Consider the following 20182-nt stretch of genomic DNA (forward strand, 5'->3'; position numbering starts at 1 on the left):
CGGGTCCGAACCAAGTGCCCGTAAAGTCAGCGGGCTCGTGGCAGGCTGTGGGATGCGTATCGACACCGCGTCCCCCCTATAGAAGCGACAAAACCAAATGGTGAAAGCAAAAACAGTAGTACTCTTTTAAGAAAAACAAAAGGCATTTTTCAGGCATCTGGACACGGACCGGCCTGTCTTCCTTCATGCGGCAGTGGTTGACCACTGGGGAACTGCATGGGGAGACGGGATTTCTTTTTTTTAGGGCTTCCCACGTATCGGTCGTTTTTCTCAGGTGCCGGGGAGGCCGAAGGACAAAGAGAGACGCAAAAGACATATGTCCCTCATCGCACAATACAGGGGGCTGGGCAAATCCTACGGGGCCCGGACCCTTTTTTCCGACATATCCATGAATATCCACGAGGGCGACCGCATCGGCCTCATCGGCGTCAACGGCGCCGGAAAATCAACCCTGCTCAAGGTGTTTGCCGAGGTGATATCCCCGGATGCCGGAGAGGTCTCCATCAAAAAGGGCTTCCGGGCGGTTTACCTTCCCCAGGAGAGCCACTTCGAGGAGGGGAAAACCGTTTCAGCCCTCATCGACGAGACCCTGGACGCCTTTTGCGCCGAGGATACGGAGGCCTACGGCAAAGCCTGGCACCTCATCGGGCAGGTGGAGTTTCCGGACCTGTCCGCACCGGTGGAGACCCTGTCGGGGGGATGGAAAAAACGTCTTGCCGTGGTGCTGGCCCTGATCAAGATGCCGGATCTCCTTTTTCTGGATGAACCCACCAACCACCTGGATCTCTCCGGCATTCTCTGGCTTGAGGCGCTTTTGAAGCGCGCCGATTTTGCCTACGTGATGATCACCCACGACCGGGCCCTTCTCTCCAATGTCACGGGAATCACCGTGGAACTCGGTGAGCAGTACCCCGGTGGGTACTTAAAGATTGAGGGCAATTACACGGAGTTTCTGCGTCGCCGGGACGAGTTGCTGTCCAGCCAGGCAAAGCAGGAGAGCGCCCTGGCATCGGTGATGCGCAGGGAGAAGGAGTGGCTTGCCCGGAGTCCCAAAGCGCGAACCACCAAGGCCCAGTTCCGTATCGACAATGCAAAGCGCATGGAAGAGGAACTGGCCGACGTCAGGACCCGAAACCGCAGCAACCGGGAGATGGACCTGGATTTTACCTCCACCCAGCGCAAGACCAGGCAGCTGGTGGTGGCCAAGGGCCTGGCAAGGCACCTTGAAGACCGGACCCTTTTTGAGGAGCTCTCCTTTGTGCTCTCCCCCGGCACCTGCCTGGGGCTGGTGGGGAACAACGGCACGGGCAAGTCGACCCTCATGCGTCAGCTTTGCGGCAAGGAGGCCCCGGACAAGGGGCTTGTGCGCGAGGCCGAGGGACTCCGTATCGTCCATTTTGAGCAGGAACGGGACTCCCTGGACCTTGAGATGCCCCTGAGAAAGGCGCTGTCCCCGGACAGCGATTCGGTGATCTACCGGGGCCGCCCCCTGCATGTGGTGACCTGGGCCAAGAAATTCCTCTTCACCCCCGACCAGCTCGATCTGCCCCTGGGGCGTCTCTCCGGCGGAGAGAAGGCCCGGGTGCTCCTGGCGCGCCTCATGCGTCAGCCCGCTGACGTCCTGCTTCTGGACGAACCCACCAACGATCTGGACATCCCGTCCCTTGAGATGCTGGAGGAGAGCCTCCGTGAATTTCAGGGAGCCGTGGTTCTGGCCTCCCACGATCGGTACCTCATGGAGACCGTCACATCGTCCATGCTGGGATTCCTGGACACGGGGGGCGTTTTTGCCTGCAGCGGGGTGGAGCAATGGGGGCGGGAAAACCGTCCGAAGCCGGTGCAGAAAAAGGCGGCACCGGAGAAAAAGGTCCGGCAGGAGCCCAAGGCAAAGAAAAAGTTCACCTACAAGCACAAGTATGAGCTGGAGCAGATCGAGGAAAAGATCGGCGAGGTCGAGGCCCTGGCCGCGGATCTCGAAGCCCGGGTGAACGATCCTGCCATTGCCTCGGATCCGGCGGCACTGCAGGAGGCCTGCGGGGCCCTGGGCGAGGCCCAGAAAGAGGTGGAGTCACTGTACAGCCGCTGGGAAGTCCTTGAGGAGCTCAAGGCAGAGGCTGAGGCAGGTGCCTGATTCTCTGATTTGAGAGTGGACACAACAATTTGAATTCTATATACTTTTACACATAAGGCCCCAGCAGGTCGGTTTGGCGACGGACGCACCGCGATACTGCGGCGATGTCGTGCGGACCGGCCATGGTGTGGCCCGGCGATGCGCCAGATTGATGGTGCGGCCGTCAACGGCACCTGAAGCCATCGTTCCGGTGCCTTCGGGCACGGGGCGCAGCGATTTCCCTTGCGGGGCATCGCACCATAACCGTTTACCATGACAAAGCGGGGTGTTCCGATGACAACAAAAGACAGAGACGGCAGGGTTGCCAAGCGGGCCTATGACCGTAAACTTTGTTTTTTTACCGATGTGGATTATGCCCTCTCCGAAGGGGTCTATTCGGATCCGATCCGGGATATCAGCGTGGGCGGGGTCTTTATCGAATCAGATAACGGGCCGGACACGGGAGAGAGGGTCCAGATGCTCTTTTCCGACTATTCCGGTGTGGACCTTGTCAAGCTCTCCGGTGATGTTGTAAGAAAAGGGAGCAATGGATTTGCCGTTCGTTTTATGTGTGAAAACACCGTGGAAATGGACAAATTGAAATCTTATATCAACAGCCTGTAATTCCCTGGGCGGCTCCGTGTCTTCCATTCGGGGTGCAGGGTATTTCGGTGGCAGGTGAATGTGAAACAGGGCCTGAAGGAAGGCGACAGCAAAGATCGGATCATCGCGTCGGCACAGCAGTGCTTCAGTGAAAAATCCGTAGATAAGACCACCTTGTCTGAGGTTGCGCGCAGAGCCGGCATCAGCAAGGGCACTCTCTATTATTATTACCCCACGAAAAACGATCTTGTTTTTGATATCGCGGGCATCCACATGGCTCAGATCACGGAAAAAGTGTTTGCCATGATGGAGACCGGGGACGAACATCCCGTGTGGGAAGACGTCCTGGGGATTCTGTTTGAAGGGCTTTTGGGCTCCAAGACCCGAAGCCGGCTCCACCTCTACCTTATCAACGAATCCCTTTCCGGAAATCCCGCTTTAAGGGAACGCCTGGAGTCCACGTACATGCAGTGGTTTCAGCTTGTAGAAGACGGGTATCTGCGCATGGCGGGCGGCCGTCCCTTTCCCGATGGGCTGGCCCGGCTCCTGGTGGCCGTGCTCGACGGGCTGGTGATTCAGTCCGTGACCTGCGAAGACAGGCTTCGCTACCGGCAACTGGCCCAGGTGGCAGCATCGCTTGTGACGGGAATGGGGTGCGGGGGCAAGGGGTAGTTCTTCAGGCTGAAAGGGGAGAACCCCGGGCGCGTGCCCGGGGTGAGGTTGCCGGTGAAACAAAGGCCCACCAGACCGATATCCGGGGTGGGGAAACCGCAACCTCAGGGCATTGGCCGGGGCGGCCGTCTCCCTGGGGTTGGATGGTTTCTTGTTTCCAGGCCCTACTGGTTGCAGAGCCTGTGAATGGTCTGGGCGTGCCAGTGGCCCTTGTTTGAGAAGGTGGGGATCTCTTTTTCGTTGAGGAAGTGGGCGATCTCCTTGTAGGTGGCCCCTTTTTTCCTCAGCTTCTTCATGATCTTGATGGCTTCTCTGCGTTCGTCGGCAGGGGAGAGCAGCTGGTCGTCGGTGAGCTGGGTCAGGCTCACCGGTGCTGCCGTCTCCTGGGGAGCCGGCATGGGAGCCCCTTCGGTCAGTCGCTCCAGGATTTTGACGATGTCGATGAATGCTGCGGCGACCTCTTCGGATGCGATGGTCTGTCGCTCGAGAAACCCTTCCTGGATCCTCTGGTTTTCCGTGACCTGCTCAAGGAGCTGGCGTATGGGGGTCAGGAGGTCGTCCTGACGATTGTATCCCCGGTTGTCCTGGTCTCGTCCCCGTGGGGATTGTCCGCGTCTTTCGTTGCCCCGGCGGTCCTGGGAATAGTATCCGCTTCCGGCGGTATAGTTCCCGCCGCGCTTACCGGGATAACGTCCCTGTGTGTTTCTTACGGTTTTCAGGAATTCACTCATGTGTACCTCCATGTCGGTGTGTACCGTCGCCCCACCACAGGCCGGGAAAAGCCCGGGCGGACGATGAATCGATTGTAAATCGGGATGAATCGATTGATGTTGCTTATACCGTTGACGCCGGAGGAGTGTTGTTGCGAATAGCGGGAGAACCGGGCGTTTCTGGTTCGTCTGTTGAATTGGGGAGAACAATCTTCAATTCACCTGTGTCTTATGGACCCCAGATATATATCCTTTAGATTATAATGTAAAGCGGGATATTACCAGCAGTTTCGGGAGAAGGCCCCATTGAATTGATGGGGTTGTCTCATGGATAAACGTCATCATTCAATCGTATGATCGTGAACGTCAATCTCTGCTGCGAATTTCGCCCATTGATCCCTTCTCCGGGGCCGTGCCCCAACCTCTTGCTGCACGACGCCGATCACCTCAAAATTTTCTTTTGACATCACGGTACTTCGGGAAAATGGAGATTGTTGTCGCATTGGTACCTTTTTATCGTGGAGGCGGTTTTGTTATTTCGCCGATACGGAATGGTGCTGTTGTGCTTTGACGCCTGTGGCACCGAAGGACTCAGGTCAATCACGGACGATACGTTCGGATACCGTCGACGCGGGGCGGGCTGTAGACGTTTTCGCAACCGGTATGAAAGGAGCGGGTATGGGGCAGATTCCTGTGGGAAAGGGGGGGCAAGCCAAGGACGGGGCCCGTCTGTGTACCTCTCTTTTGTGGCACCTTGCTGAAAAAGGGCACTCTCCGGATGAGATTCATCGGATGGTCAAGGATGTGTTCCAGGTGATCCGGGACGGCGGGAGCTTTACCGTGGCCATCGTCAACAAGGCGATGGAGGGCCGCGGGTGGCCGCCCTCGGTTCTGGATGAGACCACCTTCGACATGATGGTGGGGCTCTTCGAAAGCGAAATGGGTTTTTCCGTCAGGTCCCATACCGTCAATTAATCCCATCCACAAAGGCGCAAGGATTGTCCTGCGGTGCCGGCTATCACAATGCAGGGCTCCGGCTCCCGATTTATTCTATTGACAGTTGCCCCCCTCTTTTTTATTACTAAACAAGTTTTTTTCAGAAGATCAAACGTTCGCAATACGCGAATTGACGGAAGACCCCACCGACTTCCCCATCTTGCAAGGGCCAACATGTCCGAACAGTCAGAGGAGATGCGTCCGTGAGTCAGACAAAACATATTTTGATTATTGATGACCATCCGTTGTTCAGGGAGGGTCTGAAGACCATTGTGGAACGGGATAAGCGTTTTAAAGTGGTGGGAGAGGCCGGAAATGGTCGACAGGGCCTGAAGATGGCCCGTCAGCTCAAGCCGGACCTGTCGGTGGTGGATATCTCGCTGCCGGACATCAACGGGGTCCAGGTGGCGACGGAGATGCGCTCCTACCTGCCGGAGACCAAGATCATGATCGTGAGCATGCACTCCAAAATCGATTACATTGCCGAGGCTTTTCAGGCCGGGGCCACGGGGTACGTGGCCAAGGATTCGGCTTCGGATCGGTTGATTCAGGGCATTGAGTCCGTGCTGAAGGGCGAATATTTCCTGGACAGCTCCGTATCCCACCAGGTGGTGGAGAAGCTCATGAAGTTTCCGGTGAAGGACGCCAAGATCACCGATGCGGATTACGGTTCCCTCACTCCCCGGGAGCAGGAGGTGATGCGGCTTCTGGCCGAAGGGTCCACCCCCAAGGAGATCGCCGACAAGCTGTGCATCAGCCCCAAGACCGTGGAGAATCACCGGGCCAACATCATGAAGAAGCTGGGCATCCATTCCACCATGGAGCTGGTGCGGTATGCAGCCCGGCTTGGCCTGATTGACGTGGAACTCTGGAAGGAGTAGGGCCCCAACATCGGGGAGAGCGAAACAGACATGCAACGGCGCGTTCGAGTCAATCGAACGCGCCGTTTTCTATTTGGGGGCGCTTTATTCGTGGGACACGTGGCCCAGGCGCTGGTCGTACATCTTCCCGATGCCGTAGTCCCGGCGCCGCATGAATTTTTCCGTGGCCGGACCGATGATCTGCATCTCCGGGTGTACCTGCTGGACCTCCATGGCGATTTTCATCTCCTTGGTGCACCCTGTGCTGTAGGTGGCGTCCTTGCCCACCCACTCGGGGGGGACCTTCTGGCCCATGAGCTGGAAGGCGGTGACGATGTCCTGATAGGTCTGGAAACGCCAGATGTCGATGCAGCCGCTCCGCTGCACGATTTCCCACATGAACATCAGGTCGTCTGCGTCCATTCCCGGTTCATAGTAGAGGGACGGGTTGATGATGTGGGTCTGGGAGAACTGCTCTTCGAGGTGGGCGATAAAGACGGTCATGATTTTTTTGGCCACATCGATTTTGCCCGGGATGGATCCGATGATGCCGCTGTAGAAAGAGACCGCCATGCCCTTCTTCTTGGCCGCTTTCATGTCGCTGATGATGGTCTGGGCTTTGCGCTCCAGGTCCTTGTGGGAAAATTTGATGGCCTGGGGGGATTTGGGGTTGAAGTCGATGGTCACCCCCCGGGTGTCGGCACAGATGCTGAAGACATCCTGGGTGAAGTGGAAGGGGGTGTCGAAGAGGCGGTTTTTTTGTTCCGGCCCGCGGGCCACGATGCAGTCCACCTCTTTGAACAGCCGGGCAAAGGTGGTGGAGGTGAGAAGCAGGTTGAGCTTTTCATGGGTCCCGTCCGAGAGGACCAGCAGGTCGCTTTCCTGGCGCAGGATATCCACGAGCTGGTTTTTGGTCAGGGTGTCGCTGCGGATGAAAAACGAGCCGTCCAGGGCCTCCATGAGGGTGGGGTCTTCCTGGGTGCCCAGGATTTCAGCCTTGGAAAAAAGGGGGCCCGCCTTGAAAGCCACGGCCACCTTGTGGCCCAGGTTGACCAGGTAGCGGATCAGGGCCAGGTCCACCATCACCTCCCCGGATTCGTCGGCAAGCCACAAGAGAGTGCGCCGTTCGGTGCCCTGGTGGCGTTCCCCGGATGCGGGGATGCCGAGAAAATCGAAGAAGGCATCGGCGGCATTGCCGGAGACAGGCTTTTGGAACAGAGCCTGAATGGCCTCTTCTGTGTCGGGGCAGGGCTGGTTGCCCGTCCAGATCTCAGGGGCGGTGAGCAGGCTCAAAAAGCGCCTGACGGCCATGTGATCGAGGCGGGTCCGCACCTGGGTCATGGCCCGGGCAGGTGTCATGTCCGCATCCCCGATATGCTGGAACGCCTCCCTGAAGAGGGGTGATGCCAGGAACGTGGCGGCCGTTTTGTTGCGCTCGATTTTGGTATCCTGAAACGGATCGGCGATGTGGGTGCGATTGAGAAAAATGCGCAGGAGCCGTTTTTCAACCCGGGAGGGGATCATGATTTCATCACGGGTCTCGTGGGCGTATTTGGTTTTGATGAGGGTCGTCAGGTAGGCCCTCTCCTTGGGGTCCTCGATGGTGGCTTCGATGAGGTCGAGGATGTGTTTCAAGGCGGTTAAGTATCGCTGCTGGAGGTAGGGAGAAGGGTCGCGGCTCATCACCTCCCGGAACGTGGCCTCCGAACAGGGAAAGTAGCGCTCCTTATCATCGAGGAACACCATGAACTTCACCTGTTCCGGGGTGGCAACCTCTCCGGGGTAGGCAAAGTAGTCCAGGTGATTTTCAAGAACAAAGGTGGTGAACCATGCATCGGTGTCCGGGTCGAGACCCGGTGTGTAGGTGCCCGTTGATGGGGTGGGGGCAGGGTGCATTGTCTTTCTCCCGTCGGTTTTTTCAGGGGGTTGGGGAAAACCGCCCGTCAACCCCGTGGGACCCCGGGCGGATCGGGATGGTCTCCCGGCCGGAAGGGGTGTTTCCATGGTGTGATTGACGGGCTTGTCGGCGGCAGCCGACCGGTGTCAATGGGTGCCGTCTTTGAGGAAATGGCGGTGGTACTCCGGTTCGGTGAGGTGTTTTTTCAGAAGGGACGTCAGGAGGCTGTAGATGGCGTCGCGGTCTTCCTGGTCCAGCTTTTTCATGATCAGATCAAGGAACGAGTCATCGGAAAACTTCTGAAGGTAGTATTTAAGGGTGTCGAGATCTCCTTCGAGATCCCATCCATACATGGCGATTCCGGTGTATTCTTCAACAAAACGGTACGTATGCTTGCTCATGGTGAAGCCGTTGCTCCTGATGGGTTGTCTGGTTTTTCATGTCTCGTTACCCGGGGTCCGGAGGGGCAGAATAAAAGATGCGTGTCGGTCCGGGCCTGCGGATCGGCTCTCTCTTCCCTTTTCAACTGGGTTTGAGGCCGGTGCTGTGCTACATATTTATCATAACCGGGGGCCTTGCCAAAATGCCAGCCCAAAGAGGCATGGTGCCCAAAATAATGATGATGTGCGGCAATGGATTGATGCTTGGTGAAGGGCGAAGAATGTTCAGATCGATCGGGGAAGTGATGGTTAAGTCTATTTCGTTGAAAACAGCGGGCCTGGTATGTGTAGGCCTCTTGTGTCTTATCGGTTCGATTTTTCTGGTATCCCGCAGCGGCGGGGAAGGCGCAGGGCCCGTGGCGTCTGGCGGGGCTTCAGAGGCGCTGGCCGCACAGGTCAGGGAGCTGGATGCCCGGCTTCTCAAGCTTGAAAGCCTCCTGGCCGAAGGGGCCCAGGGTGACCCGGGGGAGATCGCTACCCTGAAGCAGCAGATGCGCGGGCTCCAATCCCTTGTTGTGGGGGTTGCTAAGCGTTTGGAACGCCATGAAAAAAGGGTTGACAATCCCGTCAAAACGAAAGATAACGTAGTAAAAGTAGAAAAAAGGGCCCTGCCCGCCAGGCCCGTTGTTTCATCGCGCTCTTCGTATCACGTCGTAAAGAAAGGCGAGACACTTTACAGGATCAGCAAGAGATATCACATCTCCGAGCGTGAACTGATCCGTCTGAACGGCCTGAAAGACAAAACCCGTATCTATGTCGGTCAGCGATTACGGGTTAAGTGATACGACATAAAATCGAACACTTCTTCGCCTGTACCCGGTTTCATTAGAATTGCAGTTGTCAGTTTTTCCGTTCCATACCAAACAGCCGGTTGACCCCAAACCAAGGCCAGGGACTGATGGACAAGTCGCACGACATGGATGATACAACCCTTCTCTCCCGTCGGTTTCATGCGTTGATGGACACGTGCCAGCGTCTCATCAACGAATTGGATCCGGCGTGCCCGGAAAACGACGGGGAGAGGTCGGCCCGCCTGTCAGGGGGCCGTAAAGCCTACACGGTCCATGCTTCCAATCCCCTCGACGAGGGACGGCAGCAGGCGTTGATCAAAGTGATGGACGACGCCTTAAAGCAGGTCGAAAAACTCGCCGCCGACCCCTCCCCCCGCCCCGGGGCCACCCGCCCGTCAGAATATTGTCGAACCAAACAAGTGTTTACGTCGGAAGAGCTTCATTTTCTTGAAGAGACGCTCCGCACCTGCCACCCTGCGTCGGACAAGGGTCTTCGCAGCGATCGGTAGCGGGATGTGATGATTTCCCGAAGGATTTTCCCGCTTTTTTCGGGGGAATGTCCCGTGATGTCCCTTGTCTGGGAGATTTTCACGAAAAATTGATATGCGGGCCTTATGGACAGGGCTCCTGTATTTAGTGGTATAAACGGTGCACAGGTTCCCGGGGATGCTTCGCCGATTCGAACCCATAGTTGCTCCCCTTCCTTACTTTTCCCATTCCCGGCCCCGGCAACCTCCTGACCTTTACAGGCAGGTGTTTTACGAGTTTCAGCCACACAATCCGTCATTGCCACGCCCAACGATGAACACAGGAGAGCCCGAGCCTTTCTGTTCGGCTGGGCTGTTTCCTTTGCTTGGTCTCTGTACGTTAACCTGATTGCATAACGAAAGAAGGAAAAGGACATGACCCGTAAAGATTCAAAAGGAATGGATCCCTCTCAGTTCATGGATGCGGTGGTCAGGAATTCAACGCGATTTTGGGAAGGCATGGCGGGGTTTACCTGGCCCGGCCAGGAGTCTGGCGCAGGCGGCGCGGGTGCCGGTGAGTACAACCCCTGGGAACCCTGGGAGCCCGCCCTGGACGCATGGAAACAGTTTCAGGAGTCGTGTACGCCGGAGACCTTTACCGGTCAGTTCGAGAAGGTAAGGGAAGAGGGCTTCAAGCAGTTTGAGAAAATGGCCAAGAGCGGCTGGGAGAATTTTGTCTCCATGGGCGATGGATTCGGACCAACCATGGGATGGGGGCAGCAGGCCTTCGGCATGGGCGTTCCGGATATGTTCAGCGGAAAAGGCACCTTTAAAGAGATGTTCAAGATGATGTCCGGTGAGATGAACCGGTTCATCTCCATTCCTCCCCTGGGGCTTTCGCGAAATTACCAGGAGAAGGTTGTTGAAGTGGTGGAGAAGGGAAACCAGTTTCTGTTGACCCTGGGCGAGTATATGTTTCTCATGTTCTCCCCCCTGGAGCAGTCCATGCGCATGGTGCAGGTCACCATTGAGGGGCTCACCGACGAGCAGCGTCGCACCCTGACCCCTGAATCGGTTTACGAAACATGGCTCAAGGAGCTGGAGCAGGGCTATTTCACCCTGTACGGTTCCGAAGAGTACCTGGGGCTTCTGAAACGCCTGGTCTCGGCCATGGGAGAGTTCAACATGGCTCGCCAGAATTTCATCAGCGATTTTTTGAAACTGATGGGTGTTCCGTCGGAAAACGATCTGGACGATCTCTACAGGGACCTTTACAGCATCAAAAAAACGCTTTCATCCCTTGAAAACTCCGTGGAGGCACTGGCCCAGGCTGCGAAAGCCCCCCAGCCTGCCCCCAAAAAAGCGGCGAAGCCCAAAGCTGCCCCCAAGACGGCCAAGCCTGCCCCGAAAGCGGCCGTGAAGCCAAAAGAGGCTGCAAAGACGGCCAAGGCGCCGTCGGCCCAGGCCAAGCCCGGAGAGACGCCCCGCACTGCGACTCCCGCCGGGAAACCGTCTGCGCCTGTGACGGCGAAAAGTCCGGACAAGGCCTCAAAACCGACAAAACCAACGGCGAAACCAGCCGGGAAAACCCCATAGGAGGGCGCTTCCATGGAAGGTATGGCAAACCCTGTGGTGGATGCGTTCACCTCGTTGATGGCGTACGGTACCGACAGCCTGGACAGAGCACGCCGGGGGATGGAGGTTTTTGAGTCGGAGCTCGACACGACCATTGCCGATACACCCTTTGAGGTGGTGTTTGAGATCGACCGCGTGAAGCTGAAACACTACCGTGCACAGACCAAGAGGAAGGCTTTTCAGCGGCCCCTGCTGGTGGTGTATGCCTTGATCAACCGGGAAACCATGCTGGATCTTCAGCCGGGACGCAGTGTTCTGGAGATCTTCCTTGAGAGCGGCCTGGACGTTTACATGGTGGACTGGGGTTACCCCACCCGCAAGGACCAGCACCTCACCATCGACGATCATGTGAACGGGTACATGGACAAGATTGTTGACGTGGTGCTGGAAAGGGAGGAACTCTCCGCCCTGAACCTGATGGGGATCTGCATGGGGGGGACCTTCAGCACCATGTATGCGGCGCTTCACCCTGAAAAAGTCAACAGCCTCATTACCACCGTCACCCCCACAAATTTCGACACCGATGCCGGGTTTCTCCACAGCTGGATGAGGGAACTGGACGTGGACAAGCTCATCGGCGCCTGGGGGAACATGCCGGCGGATGTCATGAACCTGGGGTTTCTCCTGCTGAATCCGGCCCGTCTCATGCTGGATAAGTACAACAACTTTGCCAGGAACATGGGGGACAGGGATTTTGTCGAGAACTTCGTGCGGATGGAAAAATGGATTTTCGACAGCCCCGATGTCCCCGGGGCCACCTTCCGTCAGTTTATTACGGACTGCTACCAGAAAAACCTGTTGATCCAGAACAAGATGGTCCTGGGGGGCAAGACCGTGGATTTAAGAAACATCACCATGCCCCTTCTCAACATCTACGGAAAGAAGGACCACCTCGTGCCTCCGGAGGCCTGCAATCGGTTGATCAGTGCCGTGGGAAGCCGGGATGCCCGGGATCTCTGCATCGACACCGGGCACATCGGCATCTACGTGAGCTCCAGGTCCCAGAAGGAGTTTGCGCCGGAGATTATCCAGTGGCTGGCCGACCGGGAGACCGGACGAGGCTTGTCTGCCTGGGCGTCTGCAACCTGACACGTCAAGGTCCGAAAAGTCCCGCCAAGGCGGCTCTCCCTCGGGGAGCCCCTTGCCTGAGGTGAACCGGTAAGGCGAACAAGGAGAGGGCATGAACGGGAAAAGCATCGATGACATAGCCGTGGGGGATCACGCCGAGGTGGCCAAGACCATCTCTGAATCGGATGTCTACACCTTTGCCGGGGTGACGGGGGATTTTAACCCGGCCCACGTGAACGAGCATTATGCCAGCGGGACGTTTTTCAAGAGGCGCATCGCCCACGGCATGCTGTCGGCCGGTCTTATCTCCAATGTGCTGGGAACGCACCTGCCGGGCCCCGGGGCCGTCTACCTGAGCCAGGAACTCAAGTTCACGGCGCCGGTGTACATCGGCGATACCATCACGGCGCGGGCCGAGGTGGTGGAGGTGATGGCCGAGAAGAACCGCGTGATCCTTGAAACGGTCTGCACCAATCAGGACGGCACCGTGGTGATCACGGGGACCGCCCTGATGAGTCCCATGAAAAAAAGAGCGGCAAAGGCCTCCTGACGGATTACCGCCACAGGCCGGTGTCCATGAGAGCCCCCGGTACCCCAAGACTTAACACAGGGGAACCGGGGGCTTTTTTGCGTCATCGGGAGGTTTCACGGAACATTGGGAATCGGCCCCGGCGTTGACAAGGGAACAGCCCTCCGATATAACCCGCATATTTTCTGCGGAAGCGTTGGAATCAACCGGAACGAAAGGCAATTTTGGGACAACGATGGTCAACCTCGAAAATATCACCAAAAGTTATGGTGGGCAGCAACTCTTTGATGACGTCAGCTTCAAGGTCAACACACGGGAACGTGTGGGGCTGGTGGGCCGTAACGGCCATGGAAAAACCACCCTTTTTCGACTGATTACCGGGGAGGAAGAGCCCGATTCGGGCCAGGTGACCATTCCGAAAAACTATCGCCTCGGTTACGTAACGCAGCACATCCGCTTTACCGAAGAGACGGTCCTTGCGGAAGCAGCCCTCGGGTTGCCCGAGCACGAGGCAGACCAGCTTTGGAAGGTGGAGAAGATCCTGGCGGGCCTGGGGTTCTCCCAGGAAGCCATGGGAAAACATCCCGGATCGTTTTCCGGAGGGTTCCAGGTGCGCCTGAACCTGGCCCGCGTGCTGGTCTCCGACCCGGACCTGCTGCTCCTCGACGAACCCACCAACTACCTGGATATCACCTCTATTCGCTGGATTGAGGGCTTTTTGAGGGCCTGGCCCCGTGAGTTGCTTCTTATCACCCACGACCGGGGATTCATGGACCGTGTGGTGAGCCATACCGTGGGGATCCACAGGGGACGGGCCAGAAAGGTCACGGGCAACACCGAGGCCTGCTACACCCAGATCGCCCAGGAAGAGGAGATCTACGAGAAGACCCGCCTCAACGATGAGAAAAAGCGCAAAGAGATGGAGCTTTTCATCTCCCGGTTCCGGGCCAAGGCGCGCCTTGCCAACATGGTGCAGTCCCGTGTGAAGACCCTGAACAAAATGGAGAAAAAAGACAAGCTGGCTTCCCTGGATACCCTGGGGTTCAGTTTTCGAAGCTGCCCCATCAAGGGCAAGCAGCTCTATACGGCTGAGAACCTCTCCTTCGGGTACGACGGTGGGCCGGAGCTGATCCGCGACTTTTCCCTTACCCTGGGGGCAAGGGATCGCATCTGCGTGGTGGGGCAGAACGGTCGGGGCAAGACCACTCTGCTGAAGCTTCTTGCAGGGGAACTGGCGCCCAAAACCGGTACCATCACCCATCACCCCTCGGCAGCCCCCGGGTTTTACGAGCAGACCAACGTCAGCAGCATCAACCCCATGCGCACCGTGGAAGAAGAGATCCTCTACGCCCACCCCGATGTGGAACGCCAACAGGCGAGAAATATCTGCGGGGCCATGATGTTTGAAGGGGACAAGGCCCTGAAAAAGTGTTCGGTGCTCTCCGGCGGGGAGAAGAGCCGGGTGATGCTCGGCAAGCTCCTGGTGACCCCCTTGAACCTTCTGTTTCTGGACGAACCCACCAACCACCTGGACATGGAGTCCTGCGACAGTCTTATGGCTGCCGTGGACAACTTCGACGGCACGGTGGTGATGGTTACCCATAACGAGATGTTTCTCCACGCGGTGGCCACCCGCCTGGTGGTGTTCCGCAACGGCGGGGTGGAGGTGTTTGATGGCACCTACGCCGAGTTTCTCAATAAAGTGGGCTGGGGCGATGAGCCCGAAGGCACCGTATCGGAAACCCTTGCCATGGATGAGGCAGAGGCATCGGCCCCCAAGAAATCCGTGGGAAAAAAGGAGAGCCGCAAGTTGCGTTCCGCCATCATCTCACGGCGAAACAAAGAGACGGCCCCCCTGCGAAAGAAGATGACCGCTGCCGAGGAGGCCATCGACGCCAGTGAAAAAGAGATCGACCGGATCAACGAGGCTCTCCTGGAGGCCACCCAGGGCGGTGATTCGGCCCGGATTACCTCTTTGTCCAAGGAGTTGCACCATCACAACGCCGTCATCGACGAGGGGTTTGAGGTCCTTGAAACCCTGTCCGATGAGCTGGACCGTTTGGAGGCATCGTTCAACGCGGAGCTTGAAGAACTCGGCGGCGCTGTGTAAACTGGTGCGTCAAGAGGTTGCGGGGGGCTGCGTGACAGGGGCCTTTGTCAACGCGTTCGGTGTCGGGCCCGAAAGGGCCGTCCGGCGGGTATCTGAGTGGAGACGATAAGGGGGAGAGGCGATGAAAAAAGTCTGGGGTGCCATGCTGCTGCTGATGGGGCTGGCCATGTTTTTTACCATTCCATCCAAAGCGCGGCAAATTCAGGAAATCCGGGAGCTGTCCGGCGGGACGGTCCTGCTGATGAAATTCTGTTTTTATCTCATCAGTATCCTTCTTATGGGCGGCGGCATCCAGAAGCTCAAGGGAAATACAGACGAAGATTCCTGACCCGGTCCTGTGAAGGGTAAGGATGCGCGAAAAATAAAAAAGGTTTATATCTTCCAAGGTTTGCATTAACCTTAAACGAGTTGTTCGTACCGGCGTCACATGGAAAATCATGTGAAATGAGGGCGATACCATCCCGCCGATACCCTGCATCCGGGATCAGGGACACCTAAGACACCGGATCGGTCCCCATAAAAAAACGGTACGAACCTTCATCCACCAAATCATAGATTTTCATGTCGATGGCGACCCCCCCCAAGTGCCGTCCCCTTTTCCGTTGCGAGGGCCCTTACAGGGTCGCCCATGCGGTGATTAGCAAAGGAGTGGGCTGTGAGCGGAGCGACCAACGGGGTGAGCGAAGTCGAAAACCTTCAGCAGGAAGTGACCTACCGTACCCGTCTTCAGGACATCTGCAACAAAATTTACGCTGCGGTGAACCTGGACGACATCATCATTCATCTCAAAGATGAGATAAAGTCCCTCTTTGAAGCCGAACGCATCACCATCTACTACGTGGACGGGGTCAAACGGGAGATCGTCTCCCGGTTCAAGACCGGCACGGAGATCGACGAGATCCGCCTGTCCATCACCACCTCCAGCATCGCCGGCTACAGTGTCCTTAAAAAGAGTCTCCTGAACATCAAGGATGTCCACGACAACCAGGAGCTGGCCGCCATCGACCCGAGCATCACCTTTGATTCCAGCTGGGACCGCAGGACAGGCTTTGTGACCCGGCAGATGCTGGTGGTTCCCATCCTCTACAAAACTTACCTCCTCGGCGCTGTTCAGCTCATGAACCGCAAGCAGGGGGATGTCTTTACCGCACAGGACGAAGAGAACCTCCAGGAGATCGCCAAGATCATCGGGATCGCCCTGTACAACCAGAAGCGTGCGGCGCGAAACAAGAAGAGCAAGTTCGACTACCTCCTGGAAAATCACATCATGACCCAGAAGGAGCTGTCCCAGGCCGAACGGATGGCCAGGGAGACCGGCGAGACGGTGGAGAAGGTACTCCTCTCCCGGTTTAACATTCCCAAAGGTGACGTGGGCGAGGCCCTGAGCCGCTACTACAAGGCCCCCTTTGTGGAGTACAACAGCAGCATGCCCATCCCCGGAGAGCTCTTAGAGGACCTGAAGGTACCCTTTATGCGCAACAACCACTGGGTGCCCCTGAGGTCCGAGGGGGATAAGGTGGTTATCATCGTGGACGACCCCCACGATGCCCAGAAGATGGGGCAGATTCGCGTGCTTTTTCCGGGCAGGGAGCTGGAACCCTTTATCTCCTTTCGGGAGGATATCCTTAACTACATCACCCTGTTTACCCAGGACGAAAAGCAGCAGTCGTCCATTGACGAGATCATCTCCCAGCTGGCCGATGAAGAAGATGAGATCGAAGAGGCCGAAAGCGGCCTGAGCGAAGAGAGCAGCGTGGTGGTCCAGCTGGTGAACAAGATCATCATCGACGCCTACAACCGGGGTGTTTCGGATATTCATATCGAGCCCTATCCAGGCAAGGAGAACACCAAGGTTCGGTTCCGTACCGACGGCGCCTGCTCGGTCTACCAGACCATTCCCTACCAGTACCGGAATGCCATCGTATCGCGCCTCAAGATCATGTGCGATCTGGACATCGCCGAGCGCCGCAAGCCCCAGGATGGCAAGATCAAGTTCAAGCGTTACGGCGGCCTTGACGTGGAGCTTCGTGTGGCCACCGTGCCCACCCAGGGCGGCATGGAAGATGTGGTGCTGAGGATCCTGGCGGCCGGAGAGCCCATTCCCTTGGAGGACATGCGCTTTTCCGACCGGAACTTCGATAAATTCGTGGAGATGATCAACAAGCCTTACGGTATTATCTTTGTTTGCGGCCCCACGGGCTCCGGCAAGACCACCACCCTCCACTCCGCCCTTGCCAAGATCAACGACGAGGAACGAAAGATCTGGACGGCCGAGGACCCTGTGGAGATCACCCAGAAAGGCCTCAGGCAGGTCCAGGTGCAGCAGAAGATCGGCTTTGACTTTGCTGCGGCCATGCGGGCCTTTCTCCGGGCCGACCCCGACGTCATCATGGTGGGGGAGATGCGTGATCGGGAGACCACCCACATCGGCATCGAGGCCTCCCTTACAGGCCACCTTGTTTTCTCCACACTTCACACCAACAGCGCCCCCGAAAGTATCACCCGTCTCCTCGACATGGGCATGGACCCATTCAACTTTGCCGACGCCATCCTCTGTATCCTGGCCCAGCGCCTGGTGCGGACCCTGTGCAAGGACTGCAAGGAGGAGTACCACCCCAGCCGTGACGAGTACGATGAGCTGGTCAGGGAGTTCGGCAGCCAGGAGGAGTTCGATCAGTTTTTGAATATTCCCTATTCGGATGACCTGATGCTGCATCGCCCCAAAGGCTGCGATAAGTGCAGCAACACAGGCTATCGGGGCCGTATGGGTATCCATGAACTCCTGGAAGGCACCGATGAGATGCGCAAGCTGATCCAGACCAGCGCCCGCATGGAGGAGCTGCGTGACCAGGCCGTCCGTGACGGTATGACCAGCCTGAAGCAGGATGGCATTGCCAAGATTTTCCAGGGGTATTGTGACCTGTTGCAGGTGAGGAAGGTGTGTATTAAGTAGTGAGTGGTGAATAGTGAATAGTGAAGGGCGACCGGGAGGTCGCCCTTTTTTATTGCCCCGAGTGTGTGGAGGCGCTAAATCCCTTTAGCCTTTAGCCTTTAGCCTTTAGCCTTTAGCCCCATATTTTATCTCTTTCGCATACCGGTCTTTTTCGCTGTAGATGCATCCGCAGTACTGCTGCCGGTACAAGCCCATCTCTTTGGAGGTGTCGATGCCCTCCTTCCAGCCCGGGCGAAAATCCTCATAGTAGAATTTTACGCCAACCTGCCTGCCCAGTGACTCGCCGATGCTTCGGATCAGTTCGTGGTTCTGGTGACGGCTGTAGAGAAGGGTGGAGGTGAATGCTTCAAACTTGCCGCGTTTGGCAAGCAGGGCCGTGGCCCGGAGGCGGTCGTGGTAGCAGACCCTGCAGCGGTCCTGTTCCCGGAAGGCGGCGCCCCGGAGAAAGGCCTCCAGTTCGTATCCCTCCTGGTAGATCATCCTTAAATCACAGGATTCGGCAAACTGCTGCATGGCCTCTTCACGCTTCATACACTCGGTGAAGGGGTGGATGTTGTGGCGGTAAAAAAAGCCCATCAAGGTGTGGCCTGCTTCGCGAAGCACCCGTGTCGGGTAGATGGCGCAGGGGCCGCAGCATGTGTGCATCAAAATTTTCATGGTCGCTCAGTGCCTCCTGCGGGGCGCTTTTTGAGAGCAGCTCCGCAAAGACTTTTGGGTTGTTCCATACGTTAATACAGTCGGTTTGCCGATACCTTTCGGCGGCTCCGAGACGTTTTCAAGACCTGTTTGTCAAACTCAAGTCATCAACGTTTCAAACGTCTGGCCCCCGGCAGGGTCGCCGGAGGCGACATGGTCTTACTTGGCAGAATAGTCCCGCGCGCCGAAGATGGCCGTTCCCACACGCACCAGGGTGGCGCCCTCTTCGATGGCGACCTCAAAGTCCCCGCTCATGCCCATGGAGAGTTCCTTCATCTCCACGCCGGGAATGCCCAGGGCCTCAATACGGTCTTTGATGAGCCGTAACTGGCGGAAATAGGGCCGGGCCCCTTCCGGATCGTCAAAAAAGGCGGGCATGGTCATGAGGCCTTTGATGGCAACGTTCTCCAGGCTGGCCACCTCTCGGACCAGCTCAATGACCTCCTCGGCCGTGGTGCCGGACTTGCTCTCTTCGCCGCTGGTGTTGACCTGGATCAGGATGGGCTGAACCACTTCTTTTTTGGCCGCCTGTTTGTTGATTTCTTTGGCCAGCTTCAGGCTGTCCACCGAGTGGATCAGGGTAAATACCCCGGCCGCGTACTTCGACTTTTTGCTCTGGAGGTGGCCGATGAAGTGCCATTCGATGCTGTCGTCTCCGACCTCCTCGATTTTGGCAACGGCTTCCTGGATGTAGTTCTCGCCGAAGATTGTCTGACCGGCGTCCCTGGCTTCTCTGACCATCTCCGCGGGTTTGATTTTGCTGACGGCAACGAGTCGGATCTCGTCGGGGTTGCGTCCGGCCTTTTCGGCGGCTTCTCTTATCTGCTTTTCAATACGTTCAATGCGATCTTTCATCTCGTGCTATCTGAACTCCACCAGATCGATGTCCTTTAAATGTTCCACCACTTCGCAGACGGGCAGTCCCACCACGTTGGTGTACGAACCCTTGATCTCCCTGACCAGGGAGGCTCCTTTGCCCTGGATTCCATAGGCACCGGCCTTGTCAAAGGGCTCATCCGTGCCAATATACCAGCTTATCTCGGCTTCGGACAGCGCTTTGAAGGTGACCTCGGTGATCACAACGTCACAGATTTCCCGCTCAAGGGCCTTGTTGATCAGGCAGAACCCGGTGCACACCTGATGGCTGCGCCCGGACAAAAGGGACAGCATGCGCCGCGCGTCGTCTGCTGAGTCAGGCTTGCCGAGAATCGTGTCGTCCACCACCACGATGGTATCGGCCCCCAGGACCCATCGTTCGGGATGGGTTTCGGCGACGTCCCGCGCCTTGAGCCGGGCCAGGGCCATGGCGCAGCCCGAAGGCGCCACCCCTTCCGGGAGGACTTCATCGGCACAGCTGGGGAGGATATCTATAAGGACTCCGGCTTCTTCAAGGAGATCTTTCCGTCGGGGAGACTGGGATGCAAGGACAAGTCGTTGGGTATCAATATGTTGATTTTCTTTCATTTCGGGGGTTGTAGCAGAAATAAATCCGGGTTGCAAGGCGCACCGTAAAATAAGCGGCGTGGCCGCATCCCCTTGCCATCATGGGGCCGGGGCGCTTCTTTCCCCTTTCAGGCTACGAAGGAGCTTAAAATCCTTCAGCCCCAAATTGTCGGTTGCCATTCAAAAAAAAATCGAGTAAAGA

The 20182-nt window shown here is 57.1% G+C and carries 19 protein-coding genes; 13 read left to right on the forward strand and 6 right to left on the reverse strand.

What is annotated here, in order from left to right:
- Positions 1-316: 316 nt before the first annotated feature.
- The 3 genes from MSL71_RS25355 (at position 317) to MSL71_RS25365 (ending at position 3385) form a co-directional block, all read left to right on the forward strand.
- The gene (locus MSL71_RS25355) at positions 317-2131 is read left to right on the forward strand and encodes an ABC-F family ATP-binding cassette domain-containing protein (RefSeq protein ID WP_180146995.1); all 1815 of its coding nucleotides are present in this window, start codon (positions 317-319) and stop codon (positions 2129-2131) included.
- Positions 2132-2404: 273 nt separating this feature from the next.
- Positions 2405-2734 (forward strand): PilZ domain-containing protein, encoded by a 330-nt coding sequence (locus MSL71_RS25360; protein ID WP_180146998.1) that lies wholly within the window; start codon positions 2405-2407, stop codon positions 2732-2734.
- A gap of 54 nt (positions 2735-2788) precedes the next feature.
- Positions 2789-3385 (forward strand): TetR/AcrR family transcriptional regulator, encoded by a 597-nt coding sequence (locus tag MSL71_RS25365; RefSeq protein ID WP_180147001.1) that lies wholly within the window; start codon positions 2789-2791, stop codon positions 3383-3385.
- Positions 3386-3549: 164 nt separating this feature from the next.
- On the opposite strand, the gene MSL71_RS25370 is transcribed toward MSL71_RS25365, so the two are convergent.
- A complete protein-coding gene (locus MSL71_RS25370; RefSeq protein ID WP_180147004.1) occupies positions 3550-4116 on the reverse strand; it encodes a recombinase family protein in 567 nt (188 codons plus the stop codon).
- Between the two features lie 657 nt (positions 4117-4773).
- Between MSL71_RS25370 and MSL71_RS25375 the strand changes: the two genes are divergently transcribed.
- Both MSL71_RS25375 and MSL71_RS25380 read left to right on the forward strand, forming a co-directional pair.
- Positions 4774-5070, forward strand: a complete 297-nt coding sequence (locus tag MSL71_RS25375) for a hypothetical protein (RefSeq protein WP_180147007.1) — start codon at positions 4774-4776, stop codon at positions 5068-5070.
- Between the two features lie 224 nt (positions 5071-5294).
- The gene (locus tag MSL71_RS25380; RefSeq protein WP_180147010.1) at positions 5295-5972 is read left to right on the forward strand and encodes a response regulator; all 678 of its coding nucleotides are present in this window, start codon (positions 5295-5297) and stop codon (positions 5970-5972) included.
- 84 nt (positions 5973-6056) lie between these two features.
- Here the strand turns inward: MSL71_RS25380 and MSL71_RS25385 are convergent, their stop codons facing one another.
- A complete protein-coding gene (locus MSL71_RS25385) occupies positions 6057-7847 on the reverse strand; it encodes an ARMT1-like domain-containing protein (protein ID WP_180147014.1) in 1791 nt (596 codons plus the stop codon).
- Between the two features lie 147 nt (positions 7848-7994).
- Positions 7995-8249, reverse strand: coding sequence for a cytoplasmic protein (locus MSL71_RS25390; protein WP_180147017.1), 255 nt, complete (start codon positions 8247-8249; stop codon positions 7995-7997).
- 77 nt (positions 8250-8326) lie between these two features.
- On the opposite strand from MSL71_RS25390, the gene MSL71_RS25395 reads away from it, so the two are divergent.
- The 8 genes from MSL71_RS25395 (at position 8327) to MSL71_RS25430 (ending at position 17841) form a co-directional block, all read left to right on the forward strand.
- Positions 8327-9070 (forward strand): LysM peptidoglycan-binding domain-containing protein, encoded by a 744-nt coding sequence (locus MSL71_RS25395; protein ID WP_180147020.1) that lies wholly within the window; start codon positions 8327-8329, stop codon positions 9068-9070.
- A 134-nt stretch (positions 9071-9204) separates the two neighbouring features.
- Entirely contained in the window at positions 9205-9588 is a 384-nt protein-coding gene (locus tag MSL71_RS25400) for a hypothetical protein (RefSeq protein ID WP_180147022.1), read from the forward strand.
- Positions 9589-9981: 393 nt separating this feature from the next.
- A complete protein-coding gene (locus MSL71_RS25405; protein ID WP_180147025.1) occupies positions 9982-11142 on the forward strand; it encodes a poly(R)-hydroxyalkanoic acid synthase subunit PhaE in 1161 nt (386 codons plus the stop codon).
- 12 nt (positions 11143-11154) lie between these two features.
- The gene (gene phaC / locus MSL71_RS25410; protein WP_246317953.1) at positions 11155-12270 is read left to right on the forward strand and encodes a class III poly(R)-hydroxyalkanoic acid synthase subunit PhaC; all 1116 of its coding nucleotides are present in this window, start codon (positions 11155-11157) and stop codon (positions 12268-12270) included.
- A gap of 91 nt (positions 12271-12361) precedes the next feature.
- Positions 12362-12799: a MaoC family dehydratase gene (locus MSL71_RS25415; RefSeq protein WP_180147028.1), complete on the forward strand. Its 438-nt coding sequence runs from the start codon at positions 12362-12364 to the stop codon at positions 12797-12799.
- 214 nt (positions 12800-13013) lie between these two features.
- A complete protein-coding gene (locus MSL71_RS25420; RefSeq protein ID WP_180147031.1) occupies positions 13014-14888 on the forward strand; it encodes an ABC-F family ATP-binding cassette domain-containing protein in 1875 nt (624 codons plus the stop codon).
- 121 nt (positions 14889-15009) lie between these two features.
- A complete protein-coding gene (locus tag MSL71_RS25425; protein WP_180147034.1) occupies positions 15010-15216 on the forward strand; it encodes a hypothetical protein in 207 nt (68 codons plus the stop codon).
- Positions 15217-15543: 327 nt separating this feature from the next.
- Entirely contained in the window at positions 15544-17841 is a 2298-nt protein-coding gene (locus tag MSL71_RS25430) for a GspE/PulE family protein (protein ID WP_180147037.1), read from the forward strand.
- A 105-nt stretch (positions 17842-17946) separates the two neighbouring features.
- Here the strand turns inward: MSL71_RS25430 and MSL71_RS25435 are convergent, their stop codons facing one another.
- From MSL71_RS25435 to MSL71_RS25445, 3 genes are all read right to left on the reverse strand, one after another.
- The gene (locus tag MSL71_RS25435) at positions 17947-18498 is read right to left on the reverse strand and encodes an epoxyqueuosine reductase QueH (RefSeq protein WP_180147041.1); all 552 of its coding nucleotides are present in this window, start codon (positions 18496-18498) and stop codon (positions 17947-17949) included.
- Positions 18499-18696: 198 nt separating this feature from the next.
- Positions 18697-19392 (reverse strand): YggS family pyridoxal phosphate-dependent enzyme, encoded by a 696-nt coding sequence (locus tag MSL71_RS25440; protein WP_180147044.1) that lies wholly within the window; start codon positions 19390-19392, stop codon positions 18697-18699.
- A 6-nt stretch (positions 19393-19398) separates the two neighbouring features.
- A complete protein-coding gene (locus tag MSL71_RS25445) occupies positions 19399-20001 on the reverse strand; it encodes a Maf family protein (RefSeq protein ID WP_180147047.1) in 603 nt (200 codons plus the stop codon).
- Positions 20002-20182: the final 181 nt, after the last annotated feature.

The sequence above is a fragment of the Desulfoluna butyratoxydans genome, assembly GCF_900699765.1.
Taxonomy (GTDB): Bacteria; Desulfobacterota; Desulfobacteria; order Desulfobacterales; family Desulfolunaceae; genus Desulfoluna; species Desulfoluna butyratoxydans.

Coding starts and splice junctions, on each gene's coding strand:
- MSL71_RS25445 (WP_180147047.1), bottom strand. CDS start 20,001: ATGAAAGAAAATCAACATATTGATACCCAACGACTTGTCCTTGCATCC.
- MSL71_RS25405 (WP_180147025.1), top strand. CDS start 9,982: ATGACCCGTAAAGATTCAAAAGGAATGGATCCCTCTCAGTTCATGGAT.
- MSL71_RS25375 (WP_180147007.1), top strand. CDS start 4,774: ATGGGGCAGATTCCTGTGGGAAAGGGGGGGCAAGCCAAGGACGGGGCC.
- MSL71_RS25360 (WP_180146998.1), top strand. CDS start 2,405: ATGACAACAAAAGACAGAGACGGCAGGGTTGCCAAGCGGGCCTATGAC.
- MSL71_RS25370 (WP_180147004.1), bottom strand. CDS start 4,116: ATGAGTGAATTCCTGAAAACCGTAAGAAACACACAGGGACGTTATCCC.
- MSL71_RS25395 (WP_180147020.1), top strand. CDS start 8,327: ATGCGTGTCGGTCCGGGCCTGCGGATCGGCTCTCTCTTCCCTTTTCAA.
- MSL71_RS25355 (WP_180146995.1), top strand. CDS start 317: ATGTCCCTCATCGCACAATACAGGGGGCTGGGCAAATCCTACGGGGCC.
- MSL71_RS25435 (WP_180147041.1), bottom strand. CDS start 18,498: ATGAAAATTTTGATGCACACATGCTGCGGCCCCTGCGCCATCTACCCG.
- MSL71_RS25420 (WP_180147031.1), top strand. CDS start 13,014: ATGGTCAACCTCGAAAATATCACCAAAAGTTATGGTGGGCAGCAACTC.
- MSL71_RS25425 (WP_180147034.1), top strand. CDS start 15,010: ATGAAAAAAGTCTGGGGTGCCATGCTGCTGCTGATGGGGCTGGCCATG.
- MSL71_RS25440 (WP_180147044.1), bottom strand. CDS start 19,392: ATGAAAGATCGCATTGAACGTATTGAAAAGCAGATAAGAGAAGCCGCC.
- MSL71_RS25415 (WP_180147028.1), top strand. CDS start 12,362: ATGAACGGGAAAAGCATCGATGACATAGCCGTGGGGGATCACGCCGAG.
- MSL71_RS25390 (WP_180147017.1), bottom strand. CDS start 8,249: ATGAGCAAGCATACGTACCGTTTTGTTGAAGAATACACCGGAATCGCC.
- MSL71_RS25385 (WP_180147014.1), bottom strand. CDS start 7,847: ATGCACCCTGCCCCCACCCCATCAACGGGCACCTACACACCGGGTCTC.
- MSL71_RS25400 (WP_180147022.1), top strand. CDS start 9,205: ATGGATGATACAACCCTTCTCTCCCGTCGGTTTCATGCGTTGATGGAC.
- phaC (WP_246317953.1), top strand. CDS start 11,155: ATGGAAGGTATGGCAAACCCTGTGGTGGATGCGTTCACCTCGTTGATG.